Genomic DNA, 26077 nt, shown 5'->3' on the forward strand with positions numbered 1-26077 from the left:
ACCAGACGCAGATGCCGTCTTGACGCGGATGCTCCTCTTGAGTATAGTGTGTCTCTGATACTAGAACCAGTGTTTCATGATCATAGGTCTGCGACCACCACGATGTGAAGGGAGAAGCTCAGATGCACAAGAAAGAACGTCTTCAGGCTCTCGCCGATTTTTTACGCAAGCGGCGGGCACACCTTTCTCCGACTGAGGTAGGATTGCCACCTGGTCTCCGCCGTCGCACGCCGGGGCTGCGCCGCGAGGAAGTCGCGCAACTTGCCAATATTGGCACCTCCTGGTATGTCTGGTTGGAGCAGGGGCGCGATGTGCATCCTTCGGCCCAGGTGCTGGAAAGCCTGGCGCAAGCACTCAGACTCACAACGAATGAACGGCGGCATCTGTTTCTGCTCGCAGGGCAACCTCTGCCGTCGCCTGCCCTCCCGCCGGAGGAGTGCGTCAGTCCGCAGCTGCAACAGATGCTCGATGACCTCAACCCGACCCCCGCGTGTGTCATCGGACGGCGGTGGGACTATCTGGCGTGGAACAAAGCTGCCGATGTCGTCTTCACCATTTCAGAGGCATCCCCTCCCTACGCACGCAATGTCATCTGGCACTTCTTTGCGAATCCGACGACGCGAGAGCGCTTCACTCACTGGGAACAGATGGCACGAGGCCTCTTAGCAGAATTCCGTACCGCCTGTGCTCGCTATCCTGGAGATGCATGGTTCGAGGACCTGATTGAGGATCTGAAACAGGCCAGCCCCGAATTTTCTCGCTGGTGGCCCCATCACGATACAAGCAATTTGGTAGACAGCGAGAAAATCATCGAGCACCCGGTGCTGGGTCATCTGGAGTTCAGGCATCTCACCTTGCACCTGTTCAGCGACCCAGATATCAGGGTCACAGCCCACATTCCAGATGCACAGACCCGTGCAAAACTGCAACGCTTTTGGACAACTGAGGAAAGTGGACACCTGGAGGCATGAAGATCGTCCTCAGTCGGAAATGCTTCAATTTTGATCGCTTCAGTTTGGAAGTGTTCTTCTATTGTCTGCTCACCAGAATTTGCTTTGTCAGGCGATCGAGGAGCGGGAGATTCGTGAATTCATCGGCGGCGATGTCGGCCCAGCGAACCTGTTGGCCCTGCTTCTCGACGACTACCCGCCCATTGGCTATTGTGCAGCTCTTCACCTGGTCCCACGGCAACCGATCCTTGCTGGTGCTTATTTCACTTTGGGTTTCCATTGTAGAGGGTGCTCAGCACGTGGGCAAGGACAGATGCATGACAGATTTTGTCCGGTTCAGTTTTTGGCGCATAACAGGGCCATTTCCTTCTTCATTCAAAGCATGTCCCACCCGAAACACTTCTTTAAAAAAGGAAGGGCGAAGTTTTGCCCGCTGAACATGAGACGTTTCACGGTCGCCTTTAGAGAGAAAAAGAGGGACAATTTCGTCCAACAAACTAGATTTGCCGCTATGAAGAAAGAAAATGTGTTGTTCGTCGCAAACTCGTCAGCTATACTCACTGGCGCGGGATCAACTCTCAATAAATAGTGTGGACCTGTTCTCAGGTGAAAATAGAGGGAAAACCGCGCAGGCGTAAGGAGTATAAGTATGATAAACCACTTTGTCAAATTCCTCTATTGGAAGATCTTTCTCGTCATGGTTGGCCTGTTCATCATTACAGGAGCTGCTATTGTCATCATCCCTGTTAACTTCGCCCATGCCGACACCGTGAATTGCCCACCACAGATTCAGGAGGGTGCGACCAATACCGTCGAAGTGAATGAATTGCATTCAGCATTGAAGAGTCATTATGACAAGGGAGATCTGAAGAACGGCAATCCCTACAAATTCCAGGCAACAAGCAACGAAGCCTTTGGTGGCGGGTTCGGACCCGAGACGAGATTGGCTGTGATGGATTATCAATCCCAACATGGTCTGGGAGTTGACGGTAAAGTTGGTCCCCAGACCTGGGGGAGCTTGCTGGGGGTAGCCTGTGGCTCCGACCCAAAAAGCAGTACCACCAGCAACAGTACTATCAGCACCGGCAGCACCGTCCCTCGCACCGGCACCAGCTATCCCAATATCTCCGAGGGAACCAGCGATAGCGCTACAACGAAGATTCTGCAAAATATTCTCATCAGCAAAGGATATTCGGTCGGCTCAAGCGGGGCTGATGGGCAATTTGGCCCCAATACCACGAATGCTGTTGAGTCATTTCAAAGATCCGCAAAAATAGGAGCTGATGGCAGGGTCGGCCCACAAACCTGGAAAGCCCTTGGCTACAGTAGCAATGGAGTGGATCATTATGGCAGCAGTTCGAGTAATGGCAGTACTATTAGCAATAAGAGTACTACTAGCAACAACAATGGAAGCAGTGGAAGTGCATCTTGTTCAGCAGGGCAAACACTGATTCATGGCACATGTTATACCTGTAAAGTGGGCACGGAGGTCTATAACAACGGCCAGGTAGTTGCCTGCGATTCGAACCCGGCCAGCTCTTCTACTTCTACTTCCGCTATATCAACAGAGGCTTACAATTATTGCCTGGCTGGACAAAACGGGCCGTATAGCCTCCCATCTGATAAACAGGTGAATTGTTCAGCGCCATCTCCGCAAGCAGAACAACTCTGTGAAAACGGCTACAATGATACTAAGGGAAATTCCTCCGATATGTACACAATATGTGCTGATTACAATAAACACTAGGTATTTCACCTGTTGTCACTAACATCAGCATATGCAGGAGAAACGCGCAATACTCTGTCAACCTTCATTCGTTGATGATTGGTGCTTCCGGCAATTGAAGGGGAAATGGCTCTGGGCACAAAGGATGTTTGGGAATACCCGTAGCGACAAGGGGAGGTGTGGGGTCTTGGTGGGGGCCTTGCGCTTGTCGCTGTTGGGTCACGTGGCAACCGGAACCAGGCAAACGATGTAGCGAGGGCGACAAGCGCAAGGCCCCCGCAACCCTCCACACCTCCCCTTGTCGCTACGGGTGGGGAGAATTTCTCTTCAGAACATTTGCCGGATGCACCAATGATAAGTTTTTCGTTTCCCTCGATCATAGTCTCTTCATTTCATATCATGGAGGTAGGAATTTGTACGTTCGATCCCGGAATAGATCCATACGCAAAAATCTATGGGTCGCACTTGTAAATGGGCTTTTTGCGTTGGTGGTGCTCAGCGGCTGCGATCTCCTCGCCAACGCCACGCCAGCTCCCACTCCGACGACTGCCCCTATGCAATTTACGACGCTGAACCTGGGTCTGCCGCAGAAGGCGCTCAGTGCGCCGATCACTGGCATAGTCTCGGACGATCAGATGTTGCACGTCAATGTCACATTGAAAGTAGATCAGGCGACGCTCAATCAGCTTGGCGAGAGCAATGGGCAATCCAGCAGCACGGGCAGCACTCCCGATCTTGCCAAAAAGTTGGGAATCAGCGATGAGAACCTGAAGACGATTCAGGAATATTTTGACAGCAACAATATCAAGATCACGCCCAATAAAACGCGTACCAATCTGACCTTTGACGCCAAAGCCAGCAGCGTGGCCCATCTGTTGCAAACCAGATTTGTGATACATCGGCTCAATGGCCGCACCTTCTTTACCCCCGATCCCAAACAGATGCCCAAAGTCCCGGCCTCGATTGCTGGCTATATCCTGGCCGTCACTGGACTCGATAACTATAGCGCTCCACCCACACACAAAGCTGCTCTGGCTACCCAGCCGTTGACCGGTGGGCTGACACACCATCAGAGCGATGCAGGTTGCGTCAATTTCTACCCGTCTGTCGCCGCCCCGGACAGGCTGGCTCATGCTTACGGCTATGATCGTCTCTGGGCATCAGGCTGGCATGGCGAGAACATGACGGTCAACCTCATTGAGATGGATGGCTTTTCCACGAGCGACCTGAGTAACTACTTCGCCTGTACTGGCTCTCACGCCAAATTAGACTACGTGAATCTGGGTAGTAGCGCTCCCCCGGTCGGGATAGAAGCGCTGATTGATATTGAGATGCTGGCTGGCCTGGCCCCCAACGTTCATCTCATCGATTATCAAATGGACCCGGCACTGCTCAATGGCAGTGGGTCTAATTGGTGGACTGCCTTCAACAACGCGCTGCAACAGATTGTCGATGATAACCAGAATATTCCTCATCCGGGCAGCACCCTGAGCATTAGCCTGGGAGGAGCAGAGGACGATCTTTCGCAAGATACTCTGTTAGCTGTAGATCAGAACCTGCAAATCCTCACTAAAGCTGAGCATATGACGGTTTTCGTGGCAAGCGGGGACTGTGGAGCCTATGCCTCTGGAATCTACAAAGGGACGCCGGATACTTCATTCCCGGCCAGTGATCCCTGGTCGGCTGCGGTTGGCGGAACGCGCATAACGTTGAGTAATAATAATACGAGGGCGAATGAGGTAGTCTGGCAGCAGGATCTCTCCAATCTCTCGCAGTGTCAGAACAAATGGGGGAGTGGTGGCGGCCTGAGCGGATTTTTTGCGCGGCCCGCGTTCCAGCAAGGGCCAGGGGTCGCGAATAAGTATTCAACCGGGAAGCGTCAGGTGCCTGACATTGCGGCAGCGGCAACGAATTTGCCGCTCTATTACCAGGGTCAATGGATCACGGCATATGGTACCAGTGCCGCAGCTCCTATCTGGGCAGCGGGCCTGGCGCTGGCTAATGAAGGACTCATGCTCAAAAAGCATATATACTTCTATGGGCCTACCATCTTCTACTATGCGGCCAATCACCCGGGCAATTTGCAGCCTTTCTACAATGTGACCAGTGGCAATAATCTCTACTACGACGCTGCACCTGGTTGGAATTACACATCAGGTCTGGGTACGCCTAATCTGATGGACTTCTTCAACGTCCTCTATAACGCTCAATAGTGCGCTTGAGGCAGATGGCCTCTCACGGGCATCAACGTATGGAAGAACGTGAGAGGCTCTTGAATGGTATGCAAGGTGGTAAATGACTTGAAATGTGGTCACTGTGCAGTGATGCGACTTTTGCCCGGCATGCGACGTACCTCATCTTGCATAGATGAGAAGCATCGTGGAAAAGATTGTTGTCCCTCCTCTCTTACAGGCCGGACAGTTGCCGTATCATTTCCAATCTTTCCGCCTCTGACAAGCTGTGGAGCAGCGTGAAAGCCTGTTCGGCGTCCGAACCGGCAACATACATGACCCTGTCGGTGCCATCGGTCGCCGCCGTGAAAATGGTCTCGGCGACCAACGCGGCGCTGGAATAATTGCCGCGCCGCGCATTCATCGCTGCCATGATCTTGGACAGAGTGTCACTATAGGCATGCTCACCCTCCACGAACGTACGCACGAGCGATCGACCGGAGAAATTTGTGTCCACCTCACTTGGCGCGATAACCTTGGCGCGGATGCCGCGCGGCGCGAGTTCGAAGGACAGGGACTCGGTGAAGCCGACCACCGCAAATTTGGTTGCATGATAGAGGGAGAAAAAGGGAAGGGTTATCAGGCCGCCAATCGAGGCGACATTGATGATCATGCCGCTGCCCTGACGCCGCATTGCTGGCAGGACCGCGCGGGTCACGGTAAAGATGCCATCGACATTGGTGGCGAACTGACGGCGGATCTGCTCGTCGGTCGCTGTTTCGAAAGGACCGAACAGACCATAGCCAGCATTGTTGACGACCACATCGATCCGGCTGAAATGCTCCAACGTTGCTGCGATCGCCGCCTCGACTGAAGCGGGATCGGTCACGTCGAGCGGCAGCACCAAGACCCGCTGATGTTCGGCCTGCGCCGTGCCATCGGACGGGTTCCGCATGGTGGCAGCGACGTGCCAGCCACGTTCGACGAACAGATGTGCAGCGGCCTGGCCGATACCACTTGAGGCGCCGGTGATCAGAACAACGGGAGAAGTTTCAACAGACATGATATCACTCCTTTAGCGAAAAATTCTTTGTTGAACAGGCAAAAAAGACACTCAGGATCGGATGCCGTCACAGCAGAGTTGGAAGGCGATCGAACGCTTTCTTCAGTGTTGGTGATCGACCTTTGATGGCTGGCTCGGCCTCCACTCCAGCAGCAAGGCATGTGTCTTGCTCCATAATAGCGGTCTCAAGGCAGGCCGACTAGAAAAATCTTGCGGTTTTGCGGTAGCTTCCTGGGGTTAGCTGGTAGTGGCGTTTAAACTGCTGTGCGAAGTGCGATTGATCACAAAAGCCCATTTCCAAGGCCACATAGCTCACGTCGAAGCCTTGTGCCAGCAGCTTTCTGGCACGCGCAAGGCGAAGTTGGGTTTGATAGGCATGGGGAGGCAAGCCAACGACCTGGCGGAAGACACGAGCCAGATGAAAGGGGCTCATGTGAACCATACGAGCCAGTTCTTGCAGCGACACCTCCTGGGCATAGTGCGCTTGCAGATAGTCCTCCGTGTGCTTGATGGCAGGGTGTTCCCTGCCCGGCTGAGACAGTGTGCGAGCATCTTCGGCATGGGAAAGCAGCAACGGAGCAACCAGGGACAACAGCGTCTCCTCCTGTTGCAAACGAGAAGCCGGAGCCTGCGACCTGGCAGCCAGGTCATGCACGGCCCGACTCAAAGACGGATCAAAGAAGGTCTGGCTGGAAAAATGCGGCAAGCTCCTCTCCCAATGGAGCAGTTCGGTGGCGAACTGTTGCAGCCAGGCAGGATCAATATGGAGACAATAGAAGGTGATGTCGTTGAACTGGCGGGTCCAGGGTTCTCCTGGCTCGACCACGAAGAGCGTCCCATTGATGAGGGAACCACTGATACGCGTATTGCGATACTGGAAGTCCGCTGTCCCTGACTGCACAGAGGTGATCAGATACTCCTGTCTCCATTGCTGGCGAGAGGGGTCTGAGACAGCAACTGCCTGGCAGAGTTCGAGCGGCTTGAGTTGCCACGGTCGCCACACCGTAACGCCGCCTTTGACCTCCTCACGCCCGGCTCTCGTTTCGAGAGGTCTCATGAACGTTTTCCTCCCTTCTTTCCTGAGACAAGAACGTCCTGGATGAAGAAACGCCAGTGCTCATGGATAGTGCCAGCACGGCTCTTGTTGCGCTTCCGTCCTGCTCCCAAGATAGCTTCTTGTAGGAAGGCTGTCTAGGAAAATCTTGCTGTTTTCCTCTGCCTTTTGAACGTCCTCCAGATGTTGACGTTGCCCTCAGAAACTGGCCTTCCTCCAGGGCAGGTGCAGCGCCTCTTTCACGGTAGGGGCATCTCGCTCAACTCCGGCGAAAAAGCTTTTCCATCCCAGGGGCAAAAAGTGATCACATTTCAAGTCATTTACCACATGGAGCGCCTCATTTTTCGCTCGCATTGTGTGGCAGGGCTTTCCAATTCTCCCATCTAGCAGGAGTGCAGAGGGCGGCAGCCCTTTGCTGGGGTGCGGGGTGTCCCCGCAAAAACCTTTTTTCTTCTCTTTTGCGCGCCGCCGCAGGCGGCGCGCGAAGGAGGGAAGGAAACTGGGGACGCCCCAGGCCCCGGCAGGGAGACCCCTGCACCCCTTTGAGCGGAGAACTGGAAAGCCCTGCATTGTGTGGTTTGACACTCAAAATGGAACTTGTTAATGGTATGATTATTCGTGCCGTGATTATTAGCGTACAAAGTGAAAGAGACAAGGAGAAGGACGATGTTTCAACCAACCTCAGCTTTGAGCAGTTTTTCAGTCAACGACTTGGCCCAAGCCAGCGCATTTTACAGAGACATCCTCGGATTACAGGTGGACGAAGAAGGCGTGTGGCTTACTTTGCACCTGCCGGGCGGTGGTACTATGCTCGCCTATCCCAAGGACAATCACCAGCCAGCTACTTACACGACGCTCGGCTTTGTGGTAGAGAACATTGATGAGGCCGTCGCCGAACTCCAGAGCCGGGGTGTCAGCTTTGAACGCTACGCCGGGATGGCCCAGGACGAGAAAGGGATCAGGCGCGGCCTTGCCAATCACATAGGGCCGGATATCGCCTGGTTTCACGATCCGGCAGGCAATATCCTGGCAGTGCTTCAGCAGGCTTAATACGGGTAAAGTGAGATGTCAGATACCATTCTATCGAGTTACGTCCTTTACCTCTGCTTTACAGAATGGCTTATCAGGCACATGGGCTATTTTGTAGGTTTGAGCCATACATTGTCCAGTCTGTTATTGACTGATATCATTGCAATTCTGGACAATTGGAGTGTCAAACTACACATCGCTCAGATCAAACAGAGAGAATTCTGTGAACCAGCGTTTTACTGCCGGTGTCTGACCCTGGCCGATCGTCTCAAAGCGGCGTAGCACCTCTTGAGCCTGGAGATAGGATTGGTAGACTCCGAGTCGTGAGATCACCAGACTGGGAAGATCTTCATACATGCGGGCGAAAATATCGGGCGCAGCCAACGGGATAATCGAGAGCAACGCCTGGTAGTTCGCCGCCGCTTCAGCATATTTGTTAAGGAAGAGATGATAATCAGCCCAGACGATATAGCTAATTGCTCTGATCCAGGGCTTGGCGATCTGCTCAGCAAGGTTCTCGACCTCTCGCAGCAGTTCGTTTGCCCGCTCCGACTCTCCCAGACGCAGGACGACAGCAGCCAGCAGCAGCGTTAAAGCGAAGCGACATTCAAGATCGTTGCTATGGCGGGGAAGAGCCAGCCCTTCTTGCAGCGTTGCACGTGCGCTGGCGAACTGCCCCTCTTCCAATTGCGCCCAGCCCTGTGCCGCGCAATAGAGGCAGCTATCTTGAACATCGCTCATGCTCTCCAGCGGCTCGTTTTCTCCCTGTAACATCTCCAGGGAGGATTCGGCAAATGTTGCTCCCAGCACAAGCACGACCATTGTATCGATAAAATCAGGAATGGGCCTCAATTGAGCCATGTAGCGGGCCAGAGAGAAGATTTCTTGCCAGTAGAGCTTCTTGCGCTGGTAGTCCTCTTGCTCCAACAGCGTTGAGGCGAACTGCCCCAACTGGTAGGTGACGCTTTCTTCTGCATCATATACCTCGTCTTCTGACAACTGTGATTCGGACTGTGTTTGATATTCCTTTTCTGGTACGCGCTGAACAGGAAAGGTTCGCTGATTGGCCTGCTGCGCCAGTGCCAACGATTTCTGTTGATAGGCACTGGACTGGATATATTTTTTACGGACATCCAATTCCAGCATCAGATTCGTGAGAGCCAGACCAAGTGCGTGAATATCATGCGTCTGAAGCGCCAGTGCCAGAGCTTCTAGTAAGTGTGTCTCGGCCTGCACATACTGCGCGCGCGAAGCCTCGATCGAACCTACGATGAAGAGCGAAAAGATGATGGCGCGACTATCTGATCGCTGGCGAGCCAGTGCCAGCCCTTCTTCAGCCAGAACAATAGCCCGCTCATAACTCCCTCGCTCACGTAGAATGATTGCCAGCTCGGACACAAGAGGAATGAGGTGTGACTCATCCTGCCGTGCCCTGGCAATCTCGCAGGCTCTCCACAGCAGAGGTTCGCTCACGGCCATACCGCCACAGAGACGCAGAAAACGAGCGATGACGCACACACCTTGCACAAATTCGCTCAAACGACCTCTGTGGATGGCCAGATCGAGCGCCACCAGAATCAGAGCCAGATCTTGCTCCAACTCGCTGAGCTTGACGCCCAATCTGCCTGTATCATTCAGAACGTGGTCCACCAGACGCTCTTCCGCGCGGCTATCCTTCCCTGGTAAGGTACGAGCATAATCGGCAATGGTCTGATGCAGGCTATAGCGATCTGTTCCCTGGCTTTCCAGTAGCCCAACATCGACAAGTCGATCAAGCACCTCAACGGGAGCTGCGGTTACAGCCAGAGCCGCCTCCTCGGAGAAACTGGCTGGACGGGCTGGAAAGAGAGAGAGGGCCGCTAGAGCGCACCGTTCTGGCTCCTCTAAGATGGCCTCGCTCAAGCCAATTACCGCTTGCAGCGTGTACGATGTGCCATCAGATAAGTGTCCGTCGCGCTCGTTGCTTGTCTGTAACTGTGCCAATTGCAAGCGATATTTCGCTTGCTGCAACTGCTTCAGAACGCTCTGTATGCGGCGGCGCTGCTGGTGGCGTGTCTGTTGCAATAGATAATTTCCCATCAGTGTGAGAGCCAGCGGCAGCCCTCCCACCGCTGCCACGAGATCGCGTAGAATCTCTGGCTCCATCCTGGAGACTGCTGGAGTTATCTGGGCCAGCAGAGATAACCCATCCTCCAGGCTTAGTTCTCCTAGACGCAAGCTTTCCTTCCCGGCAAAGTGAGTTGCGACCTCCGGGATGCGTGTCGTCAGCAGATATGCGCAATGCGGGCCTCCTACAGTGCAGGCCAGTGCATCCTCGATTGACCAGGCATCATCGAGCACAAGCAGCATCTTGCGGTCCCAGAGCGCCCGTTGCAGTTCTTGAGTCAGCGCATCTTCTTCAAAGAGAGCCTGTTCTTTTTCTGTGATCCCTAGCAATCGACACCAGCGGCGCAAGTGTGCCTGAGGGCTGGCACCTGGGCCTAGCCCGGCCCAGAGCACGCCGTCAGAAAAATTATGTTGGATGCCCGGAGCCGTTACCAGGCTCACAGCCAGTGTGGTCTTGCCGACGCCCGGTAGACCATCAATAGCAATTATCCGGGCCGAGCTGGTGCCGCAGAGCTGTTCCTGGAGTCGGGCTAACATCTGATCTCGCCCCACGAGGCGTTGGACCAGGATGAGGTGTAATGGAATAGTAGGGTCAGATATGAACGCTTCCCTCTCAGCGATGATTGTCTCCTGCGGTGGCAATGTTTTGAGCAGGCCAAGCTCGCGCCGATTCATGCCAAAGATGCGGCATAACTTCTCCCGATAAACGGGGCCAGGGAAGGCGGTACCATTTTCCCAGCGTGTGACCATATAGGGCTGAGAGGCTCCGATCTGGTCCGCTACCTCCTGTTGGGACCAGCCTCGCTCCTGGCGTGCTCTTCTTAGCAATATGTTTGGGATCGCTTGAGCAGCTTTTTTGACAGGCATCCTCTTTCTCTCTCTTTCTCAGATAATGTCGTATTCCCAGCACGCCGTGCGAACTGGGCGCAATGATTGGTGTATCCGGAAAATGTTCCAAGGAGAGAGGTTCTCCCCACCCGTAGCGACAAGGGGAGGTGTGGAGGGCTGGTGGGGGCCTTGCGCTTGTCGCTCTCGCCCCCAAATGGTCCTCTCCCTCTGGCGGCGTGTCAAGCAGCGATGAATCGGCCTGGGGAGAGCGACAAGCGCAAGGCCCCCGCCAAGACCCCCGCACCTCCCCTTGTCGCTACGGGTGCCCCAACATCTTCTGCGCCCAGAGCCATTTCCCCTTCACTTGCCCGATGCATCATTGCGTCTTTCACCTCCTTGCCATCGTGGGGAACGAGGAAGAGAGGCGATTGATCGCCTGATCGGGTAGGAGCGGCAATTCCATTGCGCCCGGCCCCCGCTTGAATCGCCCAGGCCAGCATCAACAGGCAGGGGTAGGCCAACTCGGAGTGCAAGCGCCAGCCCTTCTCGGCGCAAAGCAGAAGCCTGTTTCAAATCGTCCAGGCTTTGTTGAGCGGCGCTCAGTAAAAGCAAGAGGCCACAACGATATTCGGCGTGTTCGATCTGTGAGGCCAGCGCCAGCCCTTCCTGCAAGAGCGCACATGCCTGGACATATTGGGTCTGTTGCATGAGCATCTTTCCCTTTACGATGAAAAAGAGGCACCGGTCTGACTGGTGGCCGTCCCCTTGATGCGCAGCAAGTGCTTCTTGCAGGAGCATTTCAGATGATTCAATATTCCCCTCTCTTAACGCAAGAAAAGCCATCAGCGTACTCGCTTGCCTGGTGATCCTCGGCCGTCCCATCCTCCGGGCCAGGGAAAGCGCTTCTTGCACATGATATCTTGCCTGTGCATCTTCATTCTGCCGCAGCTGCGTCCAGCCGAGATAGAGATGAAAGGTGCTCAGGAGCAGATCATTGCTTGCTGCCCGAGCCAGAGAGAGCGCCTCTTGCAGAAGAGCGCTGGCCTCTGCGAACTTCCCCTGTTTTCCCATCATCCACCCCAGGTTCGCAAGAGCAATACCACTATTTTTTCCTGTCTGACGGGCCAGAGCCAGAGATTCTTGCAGGCCCGCCTCGGCCAGCGCGAAATCGCCACGTATTGCAAATAACCAGGCAACGTTGTTCAGTACCAGGGAGATACAGGAGACATCATTCTGCTGGCGAGCCAGGACGAGCGCCTCCTGGTAGCGCGTCTCCGCTATTGTATACGCGCAACGATCCGCCGCAATCGTCGCGCTCCTTGCAAGCAGAAAAGCCAGAGAAGAGAGCGTTCCCTGTTGGCGTGCCAGAGCGATCCCTTCCTCTAATATTGTCTCAGCCTGCGCACATGTTTCGCGCTCACGCAGCATGCTGCCAAGCTGATACCAGAGCATAAGATGCCGCTCGCCCTCTCGATGCTTCTCGATCTCATATGCCTGCCACAACAAGCGTTCCGCCAGAGAAAAGAAGCCGCGCGCACGCAGCATATAGAATATTGCCGATGCACACAGCACAAACTCAGTCTGACAACCCAGCCCTGAAGCCAGTTCCAGCGCTGCCAGGATCAGGGGGAGTTCCGACTCCAGCGCCCCATACTCCGCTCGATGCCGCTCCGCATACCTCACAACATAGGTAATCATGCGTTGTTCGGACACGTGTTCCACTCGCGGCAGGCCACGAGCATAGGTGGCGATGGTTTGGTGCAGACTATAGCGATTGGTTCCTCGATACTCCAGTAATCCAACGGCGACCAGCCGATCCAGTACTTCAGTTGACGCCTCCATTACCGCCAGAGCCGCCTCCTCGGAAAAGCTAGCCGGTTTGGGTGGCAGGATCGAGAGAGAAGCGAGCGCCAGTCTTTCCGCTTCTTGCAGACTAGCTCCGCTCAGATCGATCATGGCTTGCAAACTTAATGGCATCCCTTCTGGCAGGCGTGGATCTCGCCTGAAACCAGCCTGCGGCTGCTCTAGCCGCAAACGTGCTTCTGCTTGCTGGAGCTGGAGTAAGGCCGCGCGTATACGACGATGCTGCCGATGACGAGCCTGCAAGAGCAGGTAATTGCCCATGAGTGTCAAAGCCAGTGGCAATCCACCTACCTTCTGCGCCAGCGAAGCAAGCTGACCTGGCTCCATCTTATGGGCCATTGGAGCGATCTGGGCCAGCAAACGGATGCTCTCTTCCTGCGTAAGCTCCTCCAAATGTAGGCGTTTCTCTCCCGCGAAGTCGACTGCGACTTCCGGGATGCGTGTAGTGAGCAGATAGGTGCAGTCGGGACCACCAACCATACAGGCCAGCGCATCTTCAATGTGCCAGACATCATCAAGCACCAGGAACATTTTTCGCTTCCACAATGCCTGGCGGAGCGCCTGGGCTAACCTCTCATGCTCTCGTTGAGCGTCCTGCCCGGCTTCAGTTATTCCGAGCAGGCTGCACCAGTGGCGCAAGTGATCCTGGCGATTTGGCTGTGGCCCCAGCCCTGCCCAGAGCACTCCTTCAGGAAAAGCAGTCCGCACTTCAGGAGAGAGTGCTAACTCCGCGACCAGGGTGGTTTTGCCAACGCCTGGCAAGCCTTCAATGGCGAAACGTTTCACTGCTCCAGTGCCGCAAAGCTGCTCCCTGAGTTTTGTGAGCACCCGGTCTCGCCCCACTAGCCTCTGTAAAGGTAGAGCCTGCAACGGGATGGCTGGATCTTGGAGCGATGCCTCACTATCTGTTGGCTGCGCCTCCACGAGAGATTGCCTGACCAGACCTAGTTCCTGAGGGTTTTTCGCGAAGAGTTCACAGAGCTTTTTGCGATAGGTTGGTCCAGGAAAGGCCGAGCCATTTTCCCAGCGCGCAACCATATGGGCCTGAGAAGCTCCTACACGGTTCGCCACTTCCTGTTGGGACCAACCTTGCTCCAGCCGCGCGCGTCTCAGCAGGGGATTGGGCCTGGCCTGCGCAGCTTTCTTGCCTGGCATATCTTCCTCTCTTTGCTCTGGGGCTTTGTTCCAGAAACAAAACCTATGCAACCGCGTCTAGAGGAAGAGCAAGTCAACCCCTTGTCCAATTTTACTATAACCTAAAAATGATCAGGTTGGCGATATTACCTTCCGAAACCGGTACCAATATCATACGGAGAGATCGTGACTTTTGAAGCTCCCAGCCATAAAACAACTAGAGGAAGGATGCTATGCAGGCGGACCTCAGACAATTTTCTTATAAAGAAGTCCCAGCCTTACCTCAAGGCTATTCTCTTATCCTTAACATTGATGAGTACATTGTGACGTTGCTTGCCTTTGACCAAATCCGTGCGCAATGTCGCTGCTCTCCTGCTGCCTTTCGCATCTTATTCATCCTGGCACGCGCTCCATATGGTGCCAATTATGCGGAGCTGCTTGCGTGCTTGTGTTGCTCGGAGAGCATCTTCCGTAAAGTCTGGACTACATCATCTCATGAAGAGGCTCTTGCTCTCCTGGCACCTCTGGTAGAGCGCTGGCAGAGACAACTGGAAAAAGCCGCGCTCCGGGGGCAAAGCGCGCTCGAAAAAGAACTCAAGATGGTTCGCCGGGCGACCAAAGAGCGCAGCGGCCTCAATACCATCTTGAAAAAACCAGGTTTCTCTCTCAGTGTGCAGGCCCTCTATCGCAAAGGTTATCAGCTGGCACCAGCCCTTCCTCTTCAAGAAAGTCGTAGCAGTTGATTGTGGTTGCTATCTAATTGGGAGGCATGGGGCGAGGTCGGGCGCAATGATTGGTGCATCCGGCAAATGTTCTGGGGAGAGAGGGGTTCTCCCCATCCGTAGCGACAAGGGGAGGTGTGGAGGGGTTGCGGGGGCCTTGCGCTTGTCGCTGGTGGGGGCACGTGGGAACCGGGAAACCATGTGGCGAGGGCGACAAGCGCAAGGCCCCAACCAAGACCCCCAGCGGCCCCTTGTCGCTACGGGTATACCCAACATCCTCTCTGCCCAGAGCTATTCCCCTTTCAATTGTCGGATGCGCCAATCATTGTGCCCGATCCCCTCGGTGTTTTGGCTTGTGTCCCTTATGAACCCGGCTCTCAGGTATATTCTAAGAGCCAATTCACCAGACATGGGGGATGAGGCGATATTTTACATGTGTCATATAGTCATCATAGCCTGGCAACTCCTGAAGCAGCGTGCGTTCCTCCAGTACTGCGCGTACCAGAAAAGCCGGTAAGAAGAGGAGAACCAGCAAGAGGCCGTACCAGGAGCCTAACAGCAGAGGTATCCCCAGAAACATAAAGAGGCCACCAGCATACATGGGGTGACGCACATACTGATATGGTCCGGTCGTTATCACCTTTTGTCCGCGTTCTTCCTGAATACGCACCGTTGCCGCGAGATAGGAGTTTTCTCGGAAGACCAGGGACATGAGAATGAACGAGACCACCAGCGCGACGCCCCCGACCACCTGGACCCAGAGCGGCATCCATGACCAGTGAAAACGCACAGCATCGAGCGGCATCAGAATTGTCCAGGCAAAGAAGAACACGTTGAGCAGCACGACAAACATCTTATCCCAGATTTTTTGATTCGCTGGGGCAACATTGACGCGCTCAGCCAGCAAGCCAGGATTGTACCTGAGTAACAGCAAGATCCCAATAAAAACCCAGCCGTAGAGCAGAATCAGGTAGATCCAGCCAGCGGGCCAGGCGAGGGTGCCTGCCGCAAGAAACAGAGGCAAGGCTGTAATCACGATGCCAAGCACGAGAAATGAGAACGCTTTGAGTGCGAGAGACATATGTCACCTCTTTTTTAAAGATAAGTATGAAGATGTCAATGGGACAGATGAAAGAGATCGACCTCACGAGTCAGCTTGTGTCGTCACCCACTGTTCGAGTCCTTCGAGCGAAGCGGGTTGCAGGCAACCAGAGGGCGCTCCCAGCAGGCGTTCCAGCGCGTCGGTTGCCGCGAAAAGAATCCGTTGGAGGCGTTGCATATCCTCTGGCGAGAGCTTCTCCGCGAGGAGTAGTTCGGTGGCGGCGTACCCAATGTCTTCAAGCAGGGAGATGATCAGCCTCGCCGTCTGATCGGGATAAGGGGCTGTGAATACGCCTGTTCTGCTCCCTTGCTGGATAATCTCTTCCAGCCAGGGCGCGAGCCGTTTGATGCGAGCCTTATAGAGTTTGTTGCGGACAATAGCATTCTCGTCGCCATACCAGACGGGCAGGTACGCAAGAATCAGGCGTTTATGCGTGAATTTCCACTGGTCGAGCGCGGCAAAGAAGCGCTGAAGCTTCTCTAGAGCGCCTGGCTCTGGATCATGGACGATGGGAAGCACGACTTGCTCGATCTCGTCCCCCATGCGTTCGACCAGCGCGAGCAGCAGCGCCGGTTTAGAGTCAAAGTAGTGATAGAAGGCACCGGAGGAGATTTGAAGATCGTTCAGAATATCGGCGATCGCCATCTGCTCATAGCCTTTTGTTATCACGGCATGCTCTGCCGCGTCAAGAATGGCGTTGCGCCTCTGAGTGTGGGCGGCTTCATTTACTGTGCGTACCATGTATGTCCTCTTTGTTGGGAACAGTCGTGTGAGCGATCCGTTCCATTTCGGATACCACGATCTCCCGCTTCTTCGGCTTGAAGTAGTGAGCTTGATACTCCGCGCTCCCTACGTCTGCCAGCAGGCGCAGGTGAAATGGTTCCAGGAACGATGTGAGGCTTTCGGGTTCCAGACCGAAAATCCAGGGAGCACCCTGTTTCGCCACCCTGTCCATCATTTTGTCTGCGCCCGGAAGACTGGACCGCCGCTCGATCAGGCTTTTCAAAACGTAGGTGAACACGAGGACGCTTCCGGGTGCCGAGGTGCCAACAAAGGCGAGCGTCTGACTCACGGCTTCTTCCGTGAGATATTGCGTTACGCCTTCCCACACAAAGACTGTCGGACTGGCAGAGTCGAAGGCTGTTCCGGTAAAGGCAGCTTCCACGCTCTGTGTGTCGAAGTCGATTGGGAGAAAGGTGACGTGTTCGGGCAGATGACCAAAGTGATGTTGAAGCTTCTCTTTTTTCTCTGCCTGCACTGATGGGAGGTCAACTTCAAAGACGCGTGCGCGTTCCATACCGGCCAGGCGGTAAGGGCGCGTATCAAGCCCGGCACCCAGGATTACCACCTGTTCGATCCCCTGTGATAAGGCTTCCTGGACGACATCATCAATGAAGCGTGTACGAGAAATCTGGACGCCGTAAATCCCTGGCGTAATGGCGTCCATCTGCTGTATCGTCAAATTGCGCATACTTGCGAACTGCATCAGCACTCGGATGGGAGCGCCAATCAGGTCTTTGACCAGCGGATCGTGAAAAAGCCGAATGTCCTCTGGCTGATACTGTTCGATCAAACGACAGGCTGCCGCGCCAAGCGCCGTGTTGCCAACGCGTTGTTTCACCATACGAGCCTCTCAAATAATAGCTCTGTTCATTCTCTCCGTGCGGGAGCGCTTTCTTCTTGCTCAGGTTTTCATTAGTAAACAGAGCCTCGGTTTATGAATATAAGCACAGTATAGCTAATGAAGGGGGCGTTGTCAATGAGATATAAGCTTTATAATTAGCAGCGTTCATGTCCGAGCGCTGCTGATTATTGGTGCATCCGGCAATTGAGGGGGAATGGTGAGGGGACAGAGGATGTTGGGTCCACCCGTAGCGACAAGGGGCGGCGTGGTGGGGCTGTGGAGGCCTTGCGCTTGTCGCTCTCGCCCCCGAATGTTCCTCTCCCTCTGGCGGCGTGGCAAGCAGCGATAAATCGGCTTGACGAGGGCGACAAGCGCAAGGCCTCCACAGGACCGCCCAGCCGCCCCTTGTCGCTACGGGTGGGGAGAACCTCTCTCTCCCCGGAACATTTGCCGGATGCACCAATTATGATTTTTTACAAACAAACCCGGGAATCTCTCCTCATCAGGGCTTCCATTTTGGGAGAAAATAGTGTACTCTCTTCTAATGCCCAATTTCGGGCAGTACAGTCTTTCCCTTTTTCTGGAGGACAAAGATATGTACAGCGGAGAAAGTCAGCAAATTCTCTACCTTGCCAGCTACCAACCCCCATGCCTGCGCCTGAGTGCGTTGCACTCCACGACCGGCGAGCAGCTCTGGTACGAAGAGATCCCCATACAGCTCGATGGTGGTGTAGGAACGCTTGTGGTGTCCAATGGGATGCTCTATCTCACCGACTACAATGGGGACGTTGTGGCGATTGATGCAACAACCAGGTGCATCTGCTGGCACTACCAGGGACAATGGGGGCAGCTCCTAAGATTAGCAGTCTTAGGTGACATCATTTTGCTCCATAACTACAAAGATGTACTTCCAGCATTGCACGCTCTCACCGGACAGGTGCTCTGGACAAAGCAAGGGCAAGATAACGCATACGATTTTTTGTGTCCGGTGGCAGGCAAAGCCATCTCTATGGCTGCTCACGAAAAAAATCCATCAACTCCCTTTCCTAATCGCGTCTACGCTCTTGATCCTCAAACCGGAAGCGTCCTCTGGCAGAAGCATTTTCCCTCTGTGTTGGTGTCTGTCTGGGCCGCTACCGACGAGATGGTTTATGCCGCCTATCCTCCTGGCGCTTCTTTGCCTGGCATGCTACACGCATTGGATGCCAGGGACGGTAGTACGATATGGACGATGCAGCTCGTCAGTGGCAAATGCTATCCCGCATCAGTAATAGGGAATGTTCTCTACCTCGTCGTTACACCCTATCTGCTCGCGCTTGATTCCCGCGCCGGCGAACTGCTCTGGAGCTATGAGCATGAATCCATCCTAGATCATCCGCTCTATCAGAGTATTACGCTGCTGGAAAGTCAGGATCATCTGTTGACCTGCCAGTGCGCAGGTGAATTGGAACACGATAACTACGATTATTCCGCGTATCGCCTCTCTGCTATTGACCGGACCACGGGCAAGCTCCTGCGGGTGGTGAAAGGTGGTCACATCTGTGAAGGGCACGTTCCTACGTTTTTCACCAGCTCCAGGCAGCAGGTAATCTACCTCCACCCCTACAGCCTACCCTGGGAGAAACGTCCCAACTTCTTTGCCATAAGCAAGCAAGATGGCAGCGAACTCTGGTCAACACATCTCTCCTACAATCAGGAACTAGGCTGTTCATAAAGGAGGACACCAGTATGAACACTCTTCTTGAGAGATTACGGGCATGGGATGAAGGCCCATCACCGCAAAAGAAGGTCGATCTTGTTCAGATCATAGTTGTGATCAGTTCGGGTATCCTCTCTTCTACGACCATTGCTACCGTAATAAAGGCCTGGCTCAATAGCAGAAAAACCAGGCTGACGATTCAGATCGATGGAGAGACAAAGAAGCTGGAATACGAGGGTTTGTATCTCAACCAGGAGGTTTCAACCATTCAAGCTATTCTTGAGACTTTGAGTAAGGAGACACACGACACAGGGTCCGTTGACGCAGTGATGATTGAACTGAGAGATGATGGGCAGCAAGAGGCGCGTTTGCTCGAAGCTCTTGATCGGGAGAAGGCTGATCCACAACATTCAGGACGACGTGGATGCTGACGGGATACCTCCTGTTTGAAAGGCCTCTTCTCTACATATAATTCGGGATGGTGTCCTCCACAGAAAGAGGAAGGATCATGCAAAAAAACACATCGGAGTGTACAGGGCTTCTCAAGAATGGAAAGACTCTTTCCAGAGGAGGAAAGTGACGTGGAGATGTCTCTTCAAGCTTCTCAGGAAAATATGGATGTCCTGGCATTTCAGCAGTTCCTTTGTCATGATCCTTCATTAGGAATCTACGCTGATCTTTTTACGCTCACGGAGCCTATGGCCGCCCACAGGCACGATTTTCTTGAAATGGCTTTTATGATCAAGGGATACGGGCAACATGAAGATGGGCAGGGATGTATGCCTCTTTTGTCCGGCGATGTGTGGATTATACCCCCGGGCCAATGGCATGCCTACCCTTTTATTGAAGAGGGTGTATCCATCTTTAACTTGCTGCTTTCACAGGATTTTCTCATGGCCTACAAGCAGGTTCTGCTTTCAACTCATTATTTAGATACGCGTATCTTGTACTCACAGGTCGCTTCTGCAAATAGGGATAAGGGTCTTGTTCCCATGCCTGCACATTCCATCCGTCTCTCTCCACAAGGGCGTGGGGTTATTCATACGCTCCTGATGACGCTCGCCGAGGAAGTGCGCAGACCAGGGGGCGCGGGATATGCTGGTATATGTACTGGATTGGCCCTGCAAATTATTGGGATGATAGATCGATATAGCGAGCCACCAGTTTCTTCTCCTGGAGATACGCGGAGCGCACGTCATATCCCGGAACTTCTGAGCGCACTCCGTTGTATTGAGGAACGCTATGCTGAACCGTTAACGCTTGAGGAGATTGCACGTCACAGCAATTATGCGCCAACCTACCTTGTGCGTAAGTTTCGCCATCACCTGGGAGCTTCCCCTATTGAATATCTCTTCCAGGTACGTCTTCAACATGCCTGCACACGCCTCAAAACAACCAATCATTCTGTAAGCGCCATTGCCTCTGAGGTTGGCTTCTCCGATAGTCGGTATTTCGCAACACGCTTCCGCCGTTCTCTTGGTGTCACCCCCAGCGAGTTTCGCGTCCGCTCCAGGGATAGAATGACAAACAAAGAAGATAACATTGTCGAGGCATAATCTCTCTCCTCTGGCTATACTAGAGGCATCAACGCAACACCTGACCCAATCAGGAAGAACATTTATGAGTTATCCCGGACGTTTTTCCTGCGGCTTTCCCACGCCTCAGCGCCTTCGGCACTTCGTTCTGCCGAAGGAGGGGATGGTGGCTGGAGGGAGGCCGCGCCTCCCTCCAGCCACCATCCCCTCCTTCACGGGCGAGCCGCTGGGCGGAGAGCAGTGCAGGCCGAGATTGCCGCAAAACATTTCGGGATGACTCATACCGCCCTTGAAGGGAAGTTTATGTATCCTTGTAACATCCCGGAGGAGAAGACATGACATCATCTTATCCAATCAGTGAAGAACAGATTCGCTTCTATGAAGAAAACGGTTATATCCAATTTCTGAATGTCCTGTCAGCAGAAGAATTAGCACAGGTCAGGTCAGCTTTGGATGAGATAGTACGTGAACAAGGGGACCTGCATGAGATGAGCACCTCTGAGGTGGAATATCGTAAGATTTTTGTGCAAACAGTCAATGTATGGCGAACGCATGCAGGCTTGCGGGACTATGTCTTTTCACCAAAACTGGCCGAAATTGCCCGCTGTCTGACTCGCGCCCACAAAATTCGTTTGTGGCACGATCATGCGCTGGTCAAGATGCCCGGAGACTCCAAAGCCTCGGCGTGGCACCAGGATATTCCGTATTGGCCCATGCAGGAAGATGGGTCACTGTCCTGTTGGATGGCCCTTGATGATGTTTTTGAAGCAAATGGTTGCATGGCGTTTGTACCCGGCTCGCATACCTTTGGGCGTCTGGAGCCAATTAATTTAGTGAACCCCCAGGATCTTTTTCACTTGCTCCCAGAAGAGAAGGCGGCTAGCATCTCTTTGCTGCCCGTTTTTCAACCCATGCCTGCTGGCAGTTGTACCTTTCATGATGGTAGAACCTTTCACTACGCTGGTCCGAATACGACCGATAAACCTCGGCGGGCCGTCATTACCATCTATATGCCAGATGATGTTCATTTTAACGGAAAACCACATGTGGTCACAAACGATCTCAATCTGGCTGAGGGTGAACTGCTGGCAGGCGAGCGCTTCCCTGTGCTAGCGGAACAATAGCTTTGATTCTAGACTGAAAAAGAGGCTGGAGTGGAGAAAAGATTCCTCTCCAGCCTCTTCGAGTTCCTTATCCATGCAGCGAGGAGTTTTGTGTCCTGTACCCTTCATACCAGGATTGCATCTGACGGATGAGAGGTTCAGAACTGCGACCCACATCTGTTAAGGAGTATTCGACTTTCGGGGGAACCTGTGCATACACCTGTCGGTGAAGGACGCCAGCCTGTTCTAGCTCACGCAATTGCAGCGTGAGCATTTGGCGACTGATCTGAGGCATGAGTCGTTGCAATTCGCCGAAACGCCTTGTGCCACTGAGCAAATGAGCGATAATTTCAAACTTACAGACTGTGCCAGGAGTCATGACTCCAAGTGGACATCCTTCTTTTTTCTTCTGCTGTTCCATGCCAGCTCCATGTGATAGGCAAAAAATAGTGCCTCTGTCAAAAAATTTTGCGTACTTGTTTCTCCTCCCCCTCTACGTTACAGTCATTGTATCATGTTTCATCGGTCGCAAATACTCGGTTCGACCAGCCACTCAAGCGACCGTGAGGCAATATCAAAGAACCTACTTTCTGAACAAACGAGAAAATGATAGCAAAAAGGAGCAAGACCTATGATACATTCGTCCACCTCTCATCAACAGAAGGCCGCTGAGACGCAAGGACATGTCCTCAACTGGGGATGGCGCTACGATATCATGTTGTGGTGGAGCGATATTCTCTCAGGTGGCAAGTGGCATGAATTTGAGCAACAAATCATAGAGAAAGCCACTTTACAACCGGGAGAGACGGTACTGGACGTGGGATGTGGTACTGGAACGATAGCGCTGTTTGCCTCTACGAAAGTTGGGGCAAAGGGTCGCGTGGTTGGGATTGATCCCGGGCCAAAGCAGATCGATAGAGCGAGGGCGAAAGCGAGAAGAGTGGGCCGCCCTCTTGACTTTCGGGTCGGAGTGATCGAGCACCTGCCCTTCCCGGATCGGTCGTTTGATGTGGTGCTCTCGACCTTTGTGATGCACATGTTACCAGAGGAACTCAAGCGTCAGGGATTGGTAGAAATTGCCCGTGTGCTTCAACCGGGAGGACGTCTGCTCATCGTTGATACCCGACGCCCGGAAGAGCCGTCTGAACAGCCTGTGCATACCGGCCCCTGGAACAGCGGCATCCAGGATCAGCCAGCTCTACTCAAAGAAGCGGGTTTTGTGCAGATTGAAAGCGGGGAGATGGAAGCAGGATCATCAAGGTTCCCGGCGATGGGCTTTGTGCGCGCAAGGATCAGCGAAGCAAAGAGAGAGGGAGAGTAGCCCCATTCCCTCTCTCTTGTGAGAGGGTTTCTTGACAATAGAGATGATCATGCACATTGACGTTTCCATCTGGGAAACGATGTGGCTTGTTTTGAGTGCATGGTTGGCAGCCAGGACGGGGCGATGGCGGGCATCATTGCGCCCGCCATCGCCCCGTCCTGGTCTTATTGTGTTTCTTGAAGGATACCTTTTGATAGCACGCTCCGCCCCGCGGTGACTTGGCGCATCATACTGCCATACATGCTGGTTGCCAGTGAACGTGGCAGTAATGCGGTCAGCATACGGTTGAAGTATCCTGGGATGTGGACGGCGCGGTTGGCGGCAAGAGCCGCCAGCCCCTCAGAGACGCATTGCCTGGTTGCCATCGGCTTCATAGGCATGGTGGATGCGTCGAAGCCGCTGGCCGCGATCAGAGGGGTATCGGTTGCCCCTGGTGAGAGGACAGTGACATGCACCCCCATCCTTTGGAACTCGACATGCAGCGCCTCTCCCAGACTCAGGACATAGGCTTTGGCGGCAGCATACTCAGCCGCAAACGGGATTCCCTGGAAGCCTGTCGTCGATGCTACGAGAAGCAGCCCGCCACGTCCGCGTTGTGCCAGATGCGATCCAAAGTGGTATGCCAGGTCCAGGTGCGCCTGAACGTTGAGGCGGAGATCGCGCCGCAATGCCTGATAATCTAGACTTAAAAAGTCACCGGGGATCATCGCCCCAGCGTTAGAGATCACGAGGCCAATGTTCAGATCTCTGGTGGCATCCGAGAGCTTTTCGAGGGCATCATCAGCGGTAAGGTCCAACTCGATAGCCCGGTAGGAGATGCCACAGGTGCGTGCCAGTTCGCTTCCTAGTGTGTTAAGTGCCTGGAGCCGTCGAGCAACAAGCACCAGATGTAGTCCGCTTGCTGCCAATTGTCGTGCGAATTCCTCGCCGATGCCTGATGAGGCTCCAGTGATGATTGCCCAGGGACCAAATGTGTTGAGGGTAATCCGTCTCATTGTTTTCTTCTCCAATATATATCCTGTAAGGCTTAGATCATGACTTCGGGACATCATGCTGTGTGTCTCCAACGTAGCCTCTTTGCTTTTCAATTATCGTTCTATGCAGCATTCTGCCATTCATTTCCCGGAAGAGCGAGCGTGGCGTCAGACGGTCCATTACTCTGTACAGTGCTCCTGTCACATGTGATGGACGGTGAGCACACAGAGCAGTAAGTCCTTCCGATACACATTGTTCCGCCGTCATCGGTCGCAATGGGGCGCTAGCGGCATCGAAGCCAATTTTCTCAAACAGGGGCGTGTGCGTTGGACTGGGGAGGAGTACCGTGACCTGGACATGATGCTGCTTGAGTTCAGTATGAAGGGTTTCTCCGAGCGTCAATACATAGGCTCTTGTTGCTGAGTCGTGCGCCATGTAGGGAACCCCTTGAGATGCTCCCATTCCTGAGAGCAGGATGATCCCGCCGCGCCTGCGTGCGGCCAATTTTGCCCCAAAGTGATGCGTCAGATCCAGGTGTGCCAGTACGGACAGTCGCACCGTTTGGTGCATCATATCAGGATCATTGCTCAAGAATGGACCTGGGTTCGCTGTACCAGCATTGGAAACAACCAGCCCGATATCGAGATCGCGCGTGGCGGCTTCCAGCCTTTCCAGGAAGCCTTCCTGGGAAAGGTCCAGCGCAAGAGCGCGGTAGCCAATGTTGTAGTCTCTGGCGAGAGCTTCTCCAGTTGCTTCTAATAAGGAGAGGCGTCTGGCAACGAGGATGAGGTTGATTCCGCTGGCCGCAACCTGCCGTGCGAACTCCTTGCCGATGCCTGATGAGGCTCCAGTGATGACAGCCCAGGGGCCGAAGATGTTCTTATCAATGTGTTTCATCGTCTCTTTTCCTCTTTGTGTCTTGACTTTTGCTCTTCTCTTTGGGTGTTATTTCGTAGTCAGTGCAGGATGATCCTGGTTTGCCCTGGTCACAGGAAGCTGAATTTCGATCACTGCCTCCTCTAATTTAGCGGGCTGCAATGGTTCGATAAAGACTTCTCGACCAGGTCCGGCCAGTTGATAGTGGTTTTGCTCTATCCAGATCCCCAGTGTGCCATAACATCGTTCATGATGGGCGATACCAATGTGAATCATGGTCGCCATGTTTTCGACCGCTGGCAGGGGATGGACTGTCATGACTCGACCATCTGACAACGGTACTGGTTCCAATGCCTCCTCGTCACACATGAAGCCCATCTCCACATCGATGTTCTCCGTCTCGAAGCTCTCCTGAGAAAACAGGAGGGCAAACTGGCCGGAAGCACCTCTTCCGATCCGTCGTGGCAGGAAGTGGAAGATCTGAGCCATCAACGCAAATCCCTGTTCTTTTGACGGGAGAACTTGCCGAAGAGAAAGGAAGTTACGCGATGGGATTGATTTGAGTACAACATCATCAGTCAGAAAGCCTTGTTCCTCAACCTGGAAGATCCGCGCCTCAATGCTGCGCATCCGCTCCAGTTCTTCGTGTAAGGTTTGCTCAATCTGGGCTTTACGCATCGTCAACATGCCGCGTATCTCCTCTGCCGAAATGTTCGCATCGAGCAGGCGTCGGATCTGGGGAAGCGTCAGCCCTAGATCCTTGAGGGCCAGGATGCGGTTGAGCCGGGGGAGTTGGAGCGCGCTATAGAAGCGGTATCCCGTTTCAGGATCGATACGCTCAGGTTGAAATAAGCCGAGTGCTTCGTAATGTCGCAGTTGTCTTGGGGACACGCGAGCAATGCGCGAAAACTCACCAATGGAAAACATACCTATTCCTCCTTGCTGATAGAACGTCTATTGAGGAGTATAAGGATTGACATAGTGTCAAAGTCAAGACATTTACGAAAGAGAGTCAGAATGCTCCGCACATAATTGGTGCGTCCACGAAATCTTCCGGGGTGAGGCCGAATATGGTAGGGGCGATGGCTGGTCCTTGTCCAGGGCACAATGCATGTAATATAGGTGAAACGGGCGAGGACCAGCCATCGCCCCTACCATATTCGGGTGGGGAAAACGAGGAAAAGAAGCGAAAGATT

The 26077-nt window shown here is 53.7% G+C and carries 24 protein-coding genes; 11 read left to right on the forward strand and 13 right to left on the reverse strand.

Translation table 11 applies throughout. From position 1 onward, the window contains the following. Positions 1 to 122: 122 nt before the first annotated feature. Entirely contained in the window at positions 123 to 971 is an 849-nt protein-coding gene (locus K3T83_RS44765) for a helix-turn-helix transcriptional regulator (protein WP_220209628.1), read from the forward strand. Positions 972 to 1029: 58 nt separating this feature from the next. Here the strand turns inward: K3T83_RS44765 and K3T83_RS44770 are convergent, their stop codons facing one another. Beyond that, positions 1030 to 1230 (reverse strand): DUF6585 family protein, encoded by a 201-nt coding sequence (locus tag K3T83_RS44770; RefSeq protein WP_220209629.1) that lies wholly within the window; start codon positions 1228 to 1230, stop codon positions 1030 to 1032. A 369-nt stretch (positions 1231 to 1599) separates the two neighbouring features. Between K3T83_RS44770 and K3T83_RS44775 the strand changes: the two genes are divergently transcribed. Together K3T83_RS44775 and K3T83_RS44780 are read left to right on the forward strand one after the other, a co-directional pair. Next, positions 1600 to 2697, forward strand: coding sequence for a peptidoglycan-binding domain-containing protein (locus K3T83_RS44775; protein WP_220209630.1), 1098 nt, complete (start codon positions 1600 to 1602; stop codon positions 2695 to 2697). Positions 2698 to 3089: 392 nt separating this feature from the next. Then, the gene (locus K3T83_RS44780; RefSeq protein WP_220209631.1) at positions 3090 to 4889 is read left to right on the forward strand and encodes a S53 family peptidase; all 1800 of its coding nucleotides are present in this window, start codon (positions 3090 to 3092) and stop codon (positions 4887 to 4889) included. 193 nt (positions 4890 to 5082) lie between these two features. On the opposite strand, the gene K3T83_RS44785 is transcribed toward K3T83_RS44780, so the two are convergent. The 3 genes from K3T83_RS44785 to K3T83_RS44795 form a co-directional block, all read right to left on the reverse strand. Further along, a complete protein-coding gene (locus K3T83_RS44785; RefSeq protein WP_220209632.1) occupies positions 5083 to 5910 on the reverse strand; it encodes an SDR family oxidoreductase in 828 nt (275 codons plus the stop codon). Between the two features lie 199 nt (positions 5911 to 6109). Then, complete coding sequence (locus K3T83_RS44790) at positions 6110 to 6967, reverse strand: helix-turn-helix domain-containing protein (RefSeq protein ID WP_220209633.1); 858 nt, start codon at positions 6965 to 6967, stop codon at positions 6110 to 6112. 195 nt (positions 6968 to 7162) lie between these two features. Beyond that, positions 7163 to 7549: a hypothetical protein gene (locus tag K3T83_RS44795; protein WP_220209634.1), complete on the reverse strand. Its 387-nt coding sequence runs from the start codon at positions 7547 to 7549 to the stop codon at positions 7163 to 7165. 81 nt (positions 7550 to 7630) lie between these two features. On the opposite strand from K3T83_RS44795, the gene K3T83_RS44800 reads away from it, so the two are divergent. Next, positions 7631 to 8014, forward strand: a complete 384-nt coding sequence (locus tag K3T83_RS44800; RefSeq protein WP_220209635.1) for a VOC family protein — start codon at positions 7631 to 7633, stop codon at positions 8012 to 8014. Between the two features lie 168 nt (positions 8015 to 8182). Here the strand turns inward: K3T83_RS44800 and K3T83_RS44805 are convergent, their stop codons facing one another. Next, the gene (locus K3T83_RS44805) at positions 8183 to 10966 is read right to left on the reverse strand and encodes a helix-turn-helix domain-containing protein (RefSeq protein WP_220209636.1); all 2784 of its coding nucleotides are present in this window, start codon (positions 10964 to 10966) and stop codon (positions 8183 to 8185) included. A 321-nt stretch (positions 10967 to 11287) separates the two neighbouring features. After that, positions 11288 to 13945 carry an NB-ARC domain-containing protein gene (locus K3T83_RS44810; RefSeq protein WP_220209637.1) on the reverse strand — a complete coding sequence of 886 codons (2658 nt, stop codon included), beginning with the start codon at positions 13943 to 13945 and terminating at the stop codon, positions 11288 to 11290. A 212-nt stretch (positions 13946 to 14157) separates the two neighbouring features. Between K3T83_RS44810 and K3T83_RS44815 the strand changes: the two genes are divergently transcribed. Then, positions 14158 to 14667, forward strand: a complete 510-nt coding sequence (locus K3T83_RS44815) for a hypothetical protein (RefSeq protein WP_220209638.1) — start codon at positions 14158 to 14160, stop codon at positions 14665 to 14667. 379 nt (positions 14668 to 15046) lie between these two features. On the opposite strand, the gene K3T83_RS44820 is transcribed toward K3T83_RS44815, so the two are convergent. The 3 genes from K3T83_RS44820 to K3T83_RS44830 form a co-directional block, all read right to left on the reverse strand. Further along, the gene (locus K3T83_RS44820) at positions 15047 to 15727 is read right to left on the reverse strand and encodes a methyltransferase family protein (RefSeq protein ID WP_220209639.1); all 681 of its coding nucleotides are present in this window, start codon (positions 15725 to 15727) and stop codon (positions 15047 to 15049) included. A 63-nt stretch (positions 15728 to 15790) separates the two neighbouring features. Further along, positions 15791 to 16489, reverse strand: coding sequence for a TetR/AcrR family transcriptional regulator (locus K3T83_RS44825; protein WP_220209640.1), 699 nt, complete (start codon positions 16487 to 16489; stop codon positions 15791 to 15793). Then, positions 16470 to 17372: a class I SAM-dependent methyltransferase gene (locus tag K3T83_RS44830; RefSeq protein WP_220209641.1), complete on the reverse strand. Its 903-nt coding sequence runs from the start codon at positions 17370 to 17372 to the stop codon at positions 16470 to 16472. Before K3T83_RS44830 ends, K3T83_RS44825 begins: the two co-directional genes overlap by 20 nt. Positions 17373 to 17967: 595 nt before the next feature. Here K3T83_RS44830 and K3T83_RS44835 point away from each other — a divergent pair. The 5 genes from K3T83_RS44835 (at position 17968) to K3T83_RS44855 (ending at position 21730) form a co-directional block, all read left to right on the forward strand. Next, positions 17968 to 19086 (forward strand): PQQ-binding-like beta-propeller repeat protein, encoded by a 1119-nt coding sequence (locus tag K3T83_RS44835; RefSeq protein WP_220209642.1) that lies wholly within the window; start codon positions 17968 to 17970, stop codon positions 19084 to 19086. Between the two features lie 14 nt (positions 19087 to 19100). Next, a complete protein-coding gene (locus K3T83_RS44840) occupies positions 19101 to 19502 on the forward strand; it encodes a hypothetical protein (protein ID WP_220209643.1) in 402 nt (133 codons plus the stop codon). A 156-nt stretch (positions 19503 to 19658) separates the two neighbouring features. Beyond that, complete coding sequence (locus tag K3T83_RS44845; protein ID WP_220209644.1) at positions 19659 to 20627, forward strand: helix-turn-helix domain-containing protein; 969 nt, start codon at positions 19659 to 19661, stop codon at positions 20625 to 20627. Positions 20628 to 20691: 64 nt separating this feature from the next. Continuing rightward, a complete protein-coding gene (locus tag K3T83_RS44850) occupies positions 20692 to 20883 on the forward strand; it encodes a hypothetical protein (RefSeq protein WP_220209645.1) in 192 nt (63 codons plus the stop codon). 58 nt (positions 20884 to 20941) lie between these two features. Further along, the gene (locus K3T83_RS44855) at positions 20942 to 21730 is read left to right on the forward strand and encodes a phytanoyl-CoA dioxygenase family protein (RefSeq protein ID WP_220209646.1); all 789 of its coding nucleotides are present in this window, start codon (positions 20942 to 20944) and stop codon (positions 21728 to 21730) included. Between the two features lie 67 nt (positions 21731 to 21797). On the opposite strand, the gene K3T83_RS44860 is transcribed toward K3T83_RS44855, so the two are convergent. Then, the gene (locus tag K3T83_RS44860) at positions 21798 to 22130 is read right to left on the reverse strand and encodes a winged helix-turn-helix transcriptional regulator (RefSeq protein ID WP_220209647.1); all 333 of its coding nucleotides are present in this window, start codon (positions 22128 to 22130) and stop codon (positions 21798 to 21800) included. A gap of 210 nt (positions 22131 to 22340) precedes the next feature. Between K3T83_RS44860 and K3T83_RS44865 the strand changes: the two genes are divergently transcribed. Beyond that, positions 22341 to 23030, forward strand: a complete 690-nt coding sequence (locus K3T83_RS44865) for a class I SAM-dependent methyltransferase (protein ID WP_220209648.1) — start codon at positions 22341 to 22343, stop codon at positions 23028 to 23030. A gap of 164 nt (positions 23031 to 23194) precedes the next feature. Here K3T83_RS44865 and K3T83_RS44870 read toward each other — a convergent pair whose 3' ends face one another. From K3T83_RS44870 to K3T83_RS44880, 3 genes are read right to left on the reverse strand one after another with little or no spacing between them, the layout of a single operon-like run. Continuing rightward, the gene (locus K3T83_RS44870; protein WP_220209649.1) at positions 23195 to 24025 is read right to left on the reverse strand and encodes an SDR family NAD(P)-dependent oxidoreductase; all 831 of its coding nucleotides are present in this window, start codon (positions 24023 to 24025) and stop codon (positions 23195 to 23197) included. A 37-nt stretch (positions 24026 to 24062) separates the two neighbouring features. Beyond that, positions 24063 to 24902, reverse strand: coding sequence for an SDR family NAD(P)-dependent oxidoreductase (locus K3T83_RS44875; protein WP_220209650.1), 840 nt, complete (start codon positions 24900 to 24902; stop codon positions 24063 to 24065). 48 nt (positions 24903 to 24950) lie between these two features. Further along, positions 24951 to 25808: a MerR family transcriptional regulator gene (locus K3T83_RS44880; RefSeq protein ID WP_220209651.1), complete on the reverse strand. Its 858-nt coding sequence runs from the start codon at positions 25806 to 25808 to the stop codon at positions 24951 to 24953. Positions 25809 to 26077: the final 269 nt, after the last annotated feature.

The sequence above is a fragment of the Reticulibacter mediterranei genome (genome assembly GCF_016587455.1).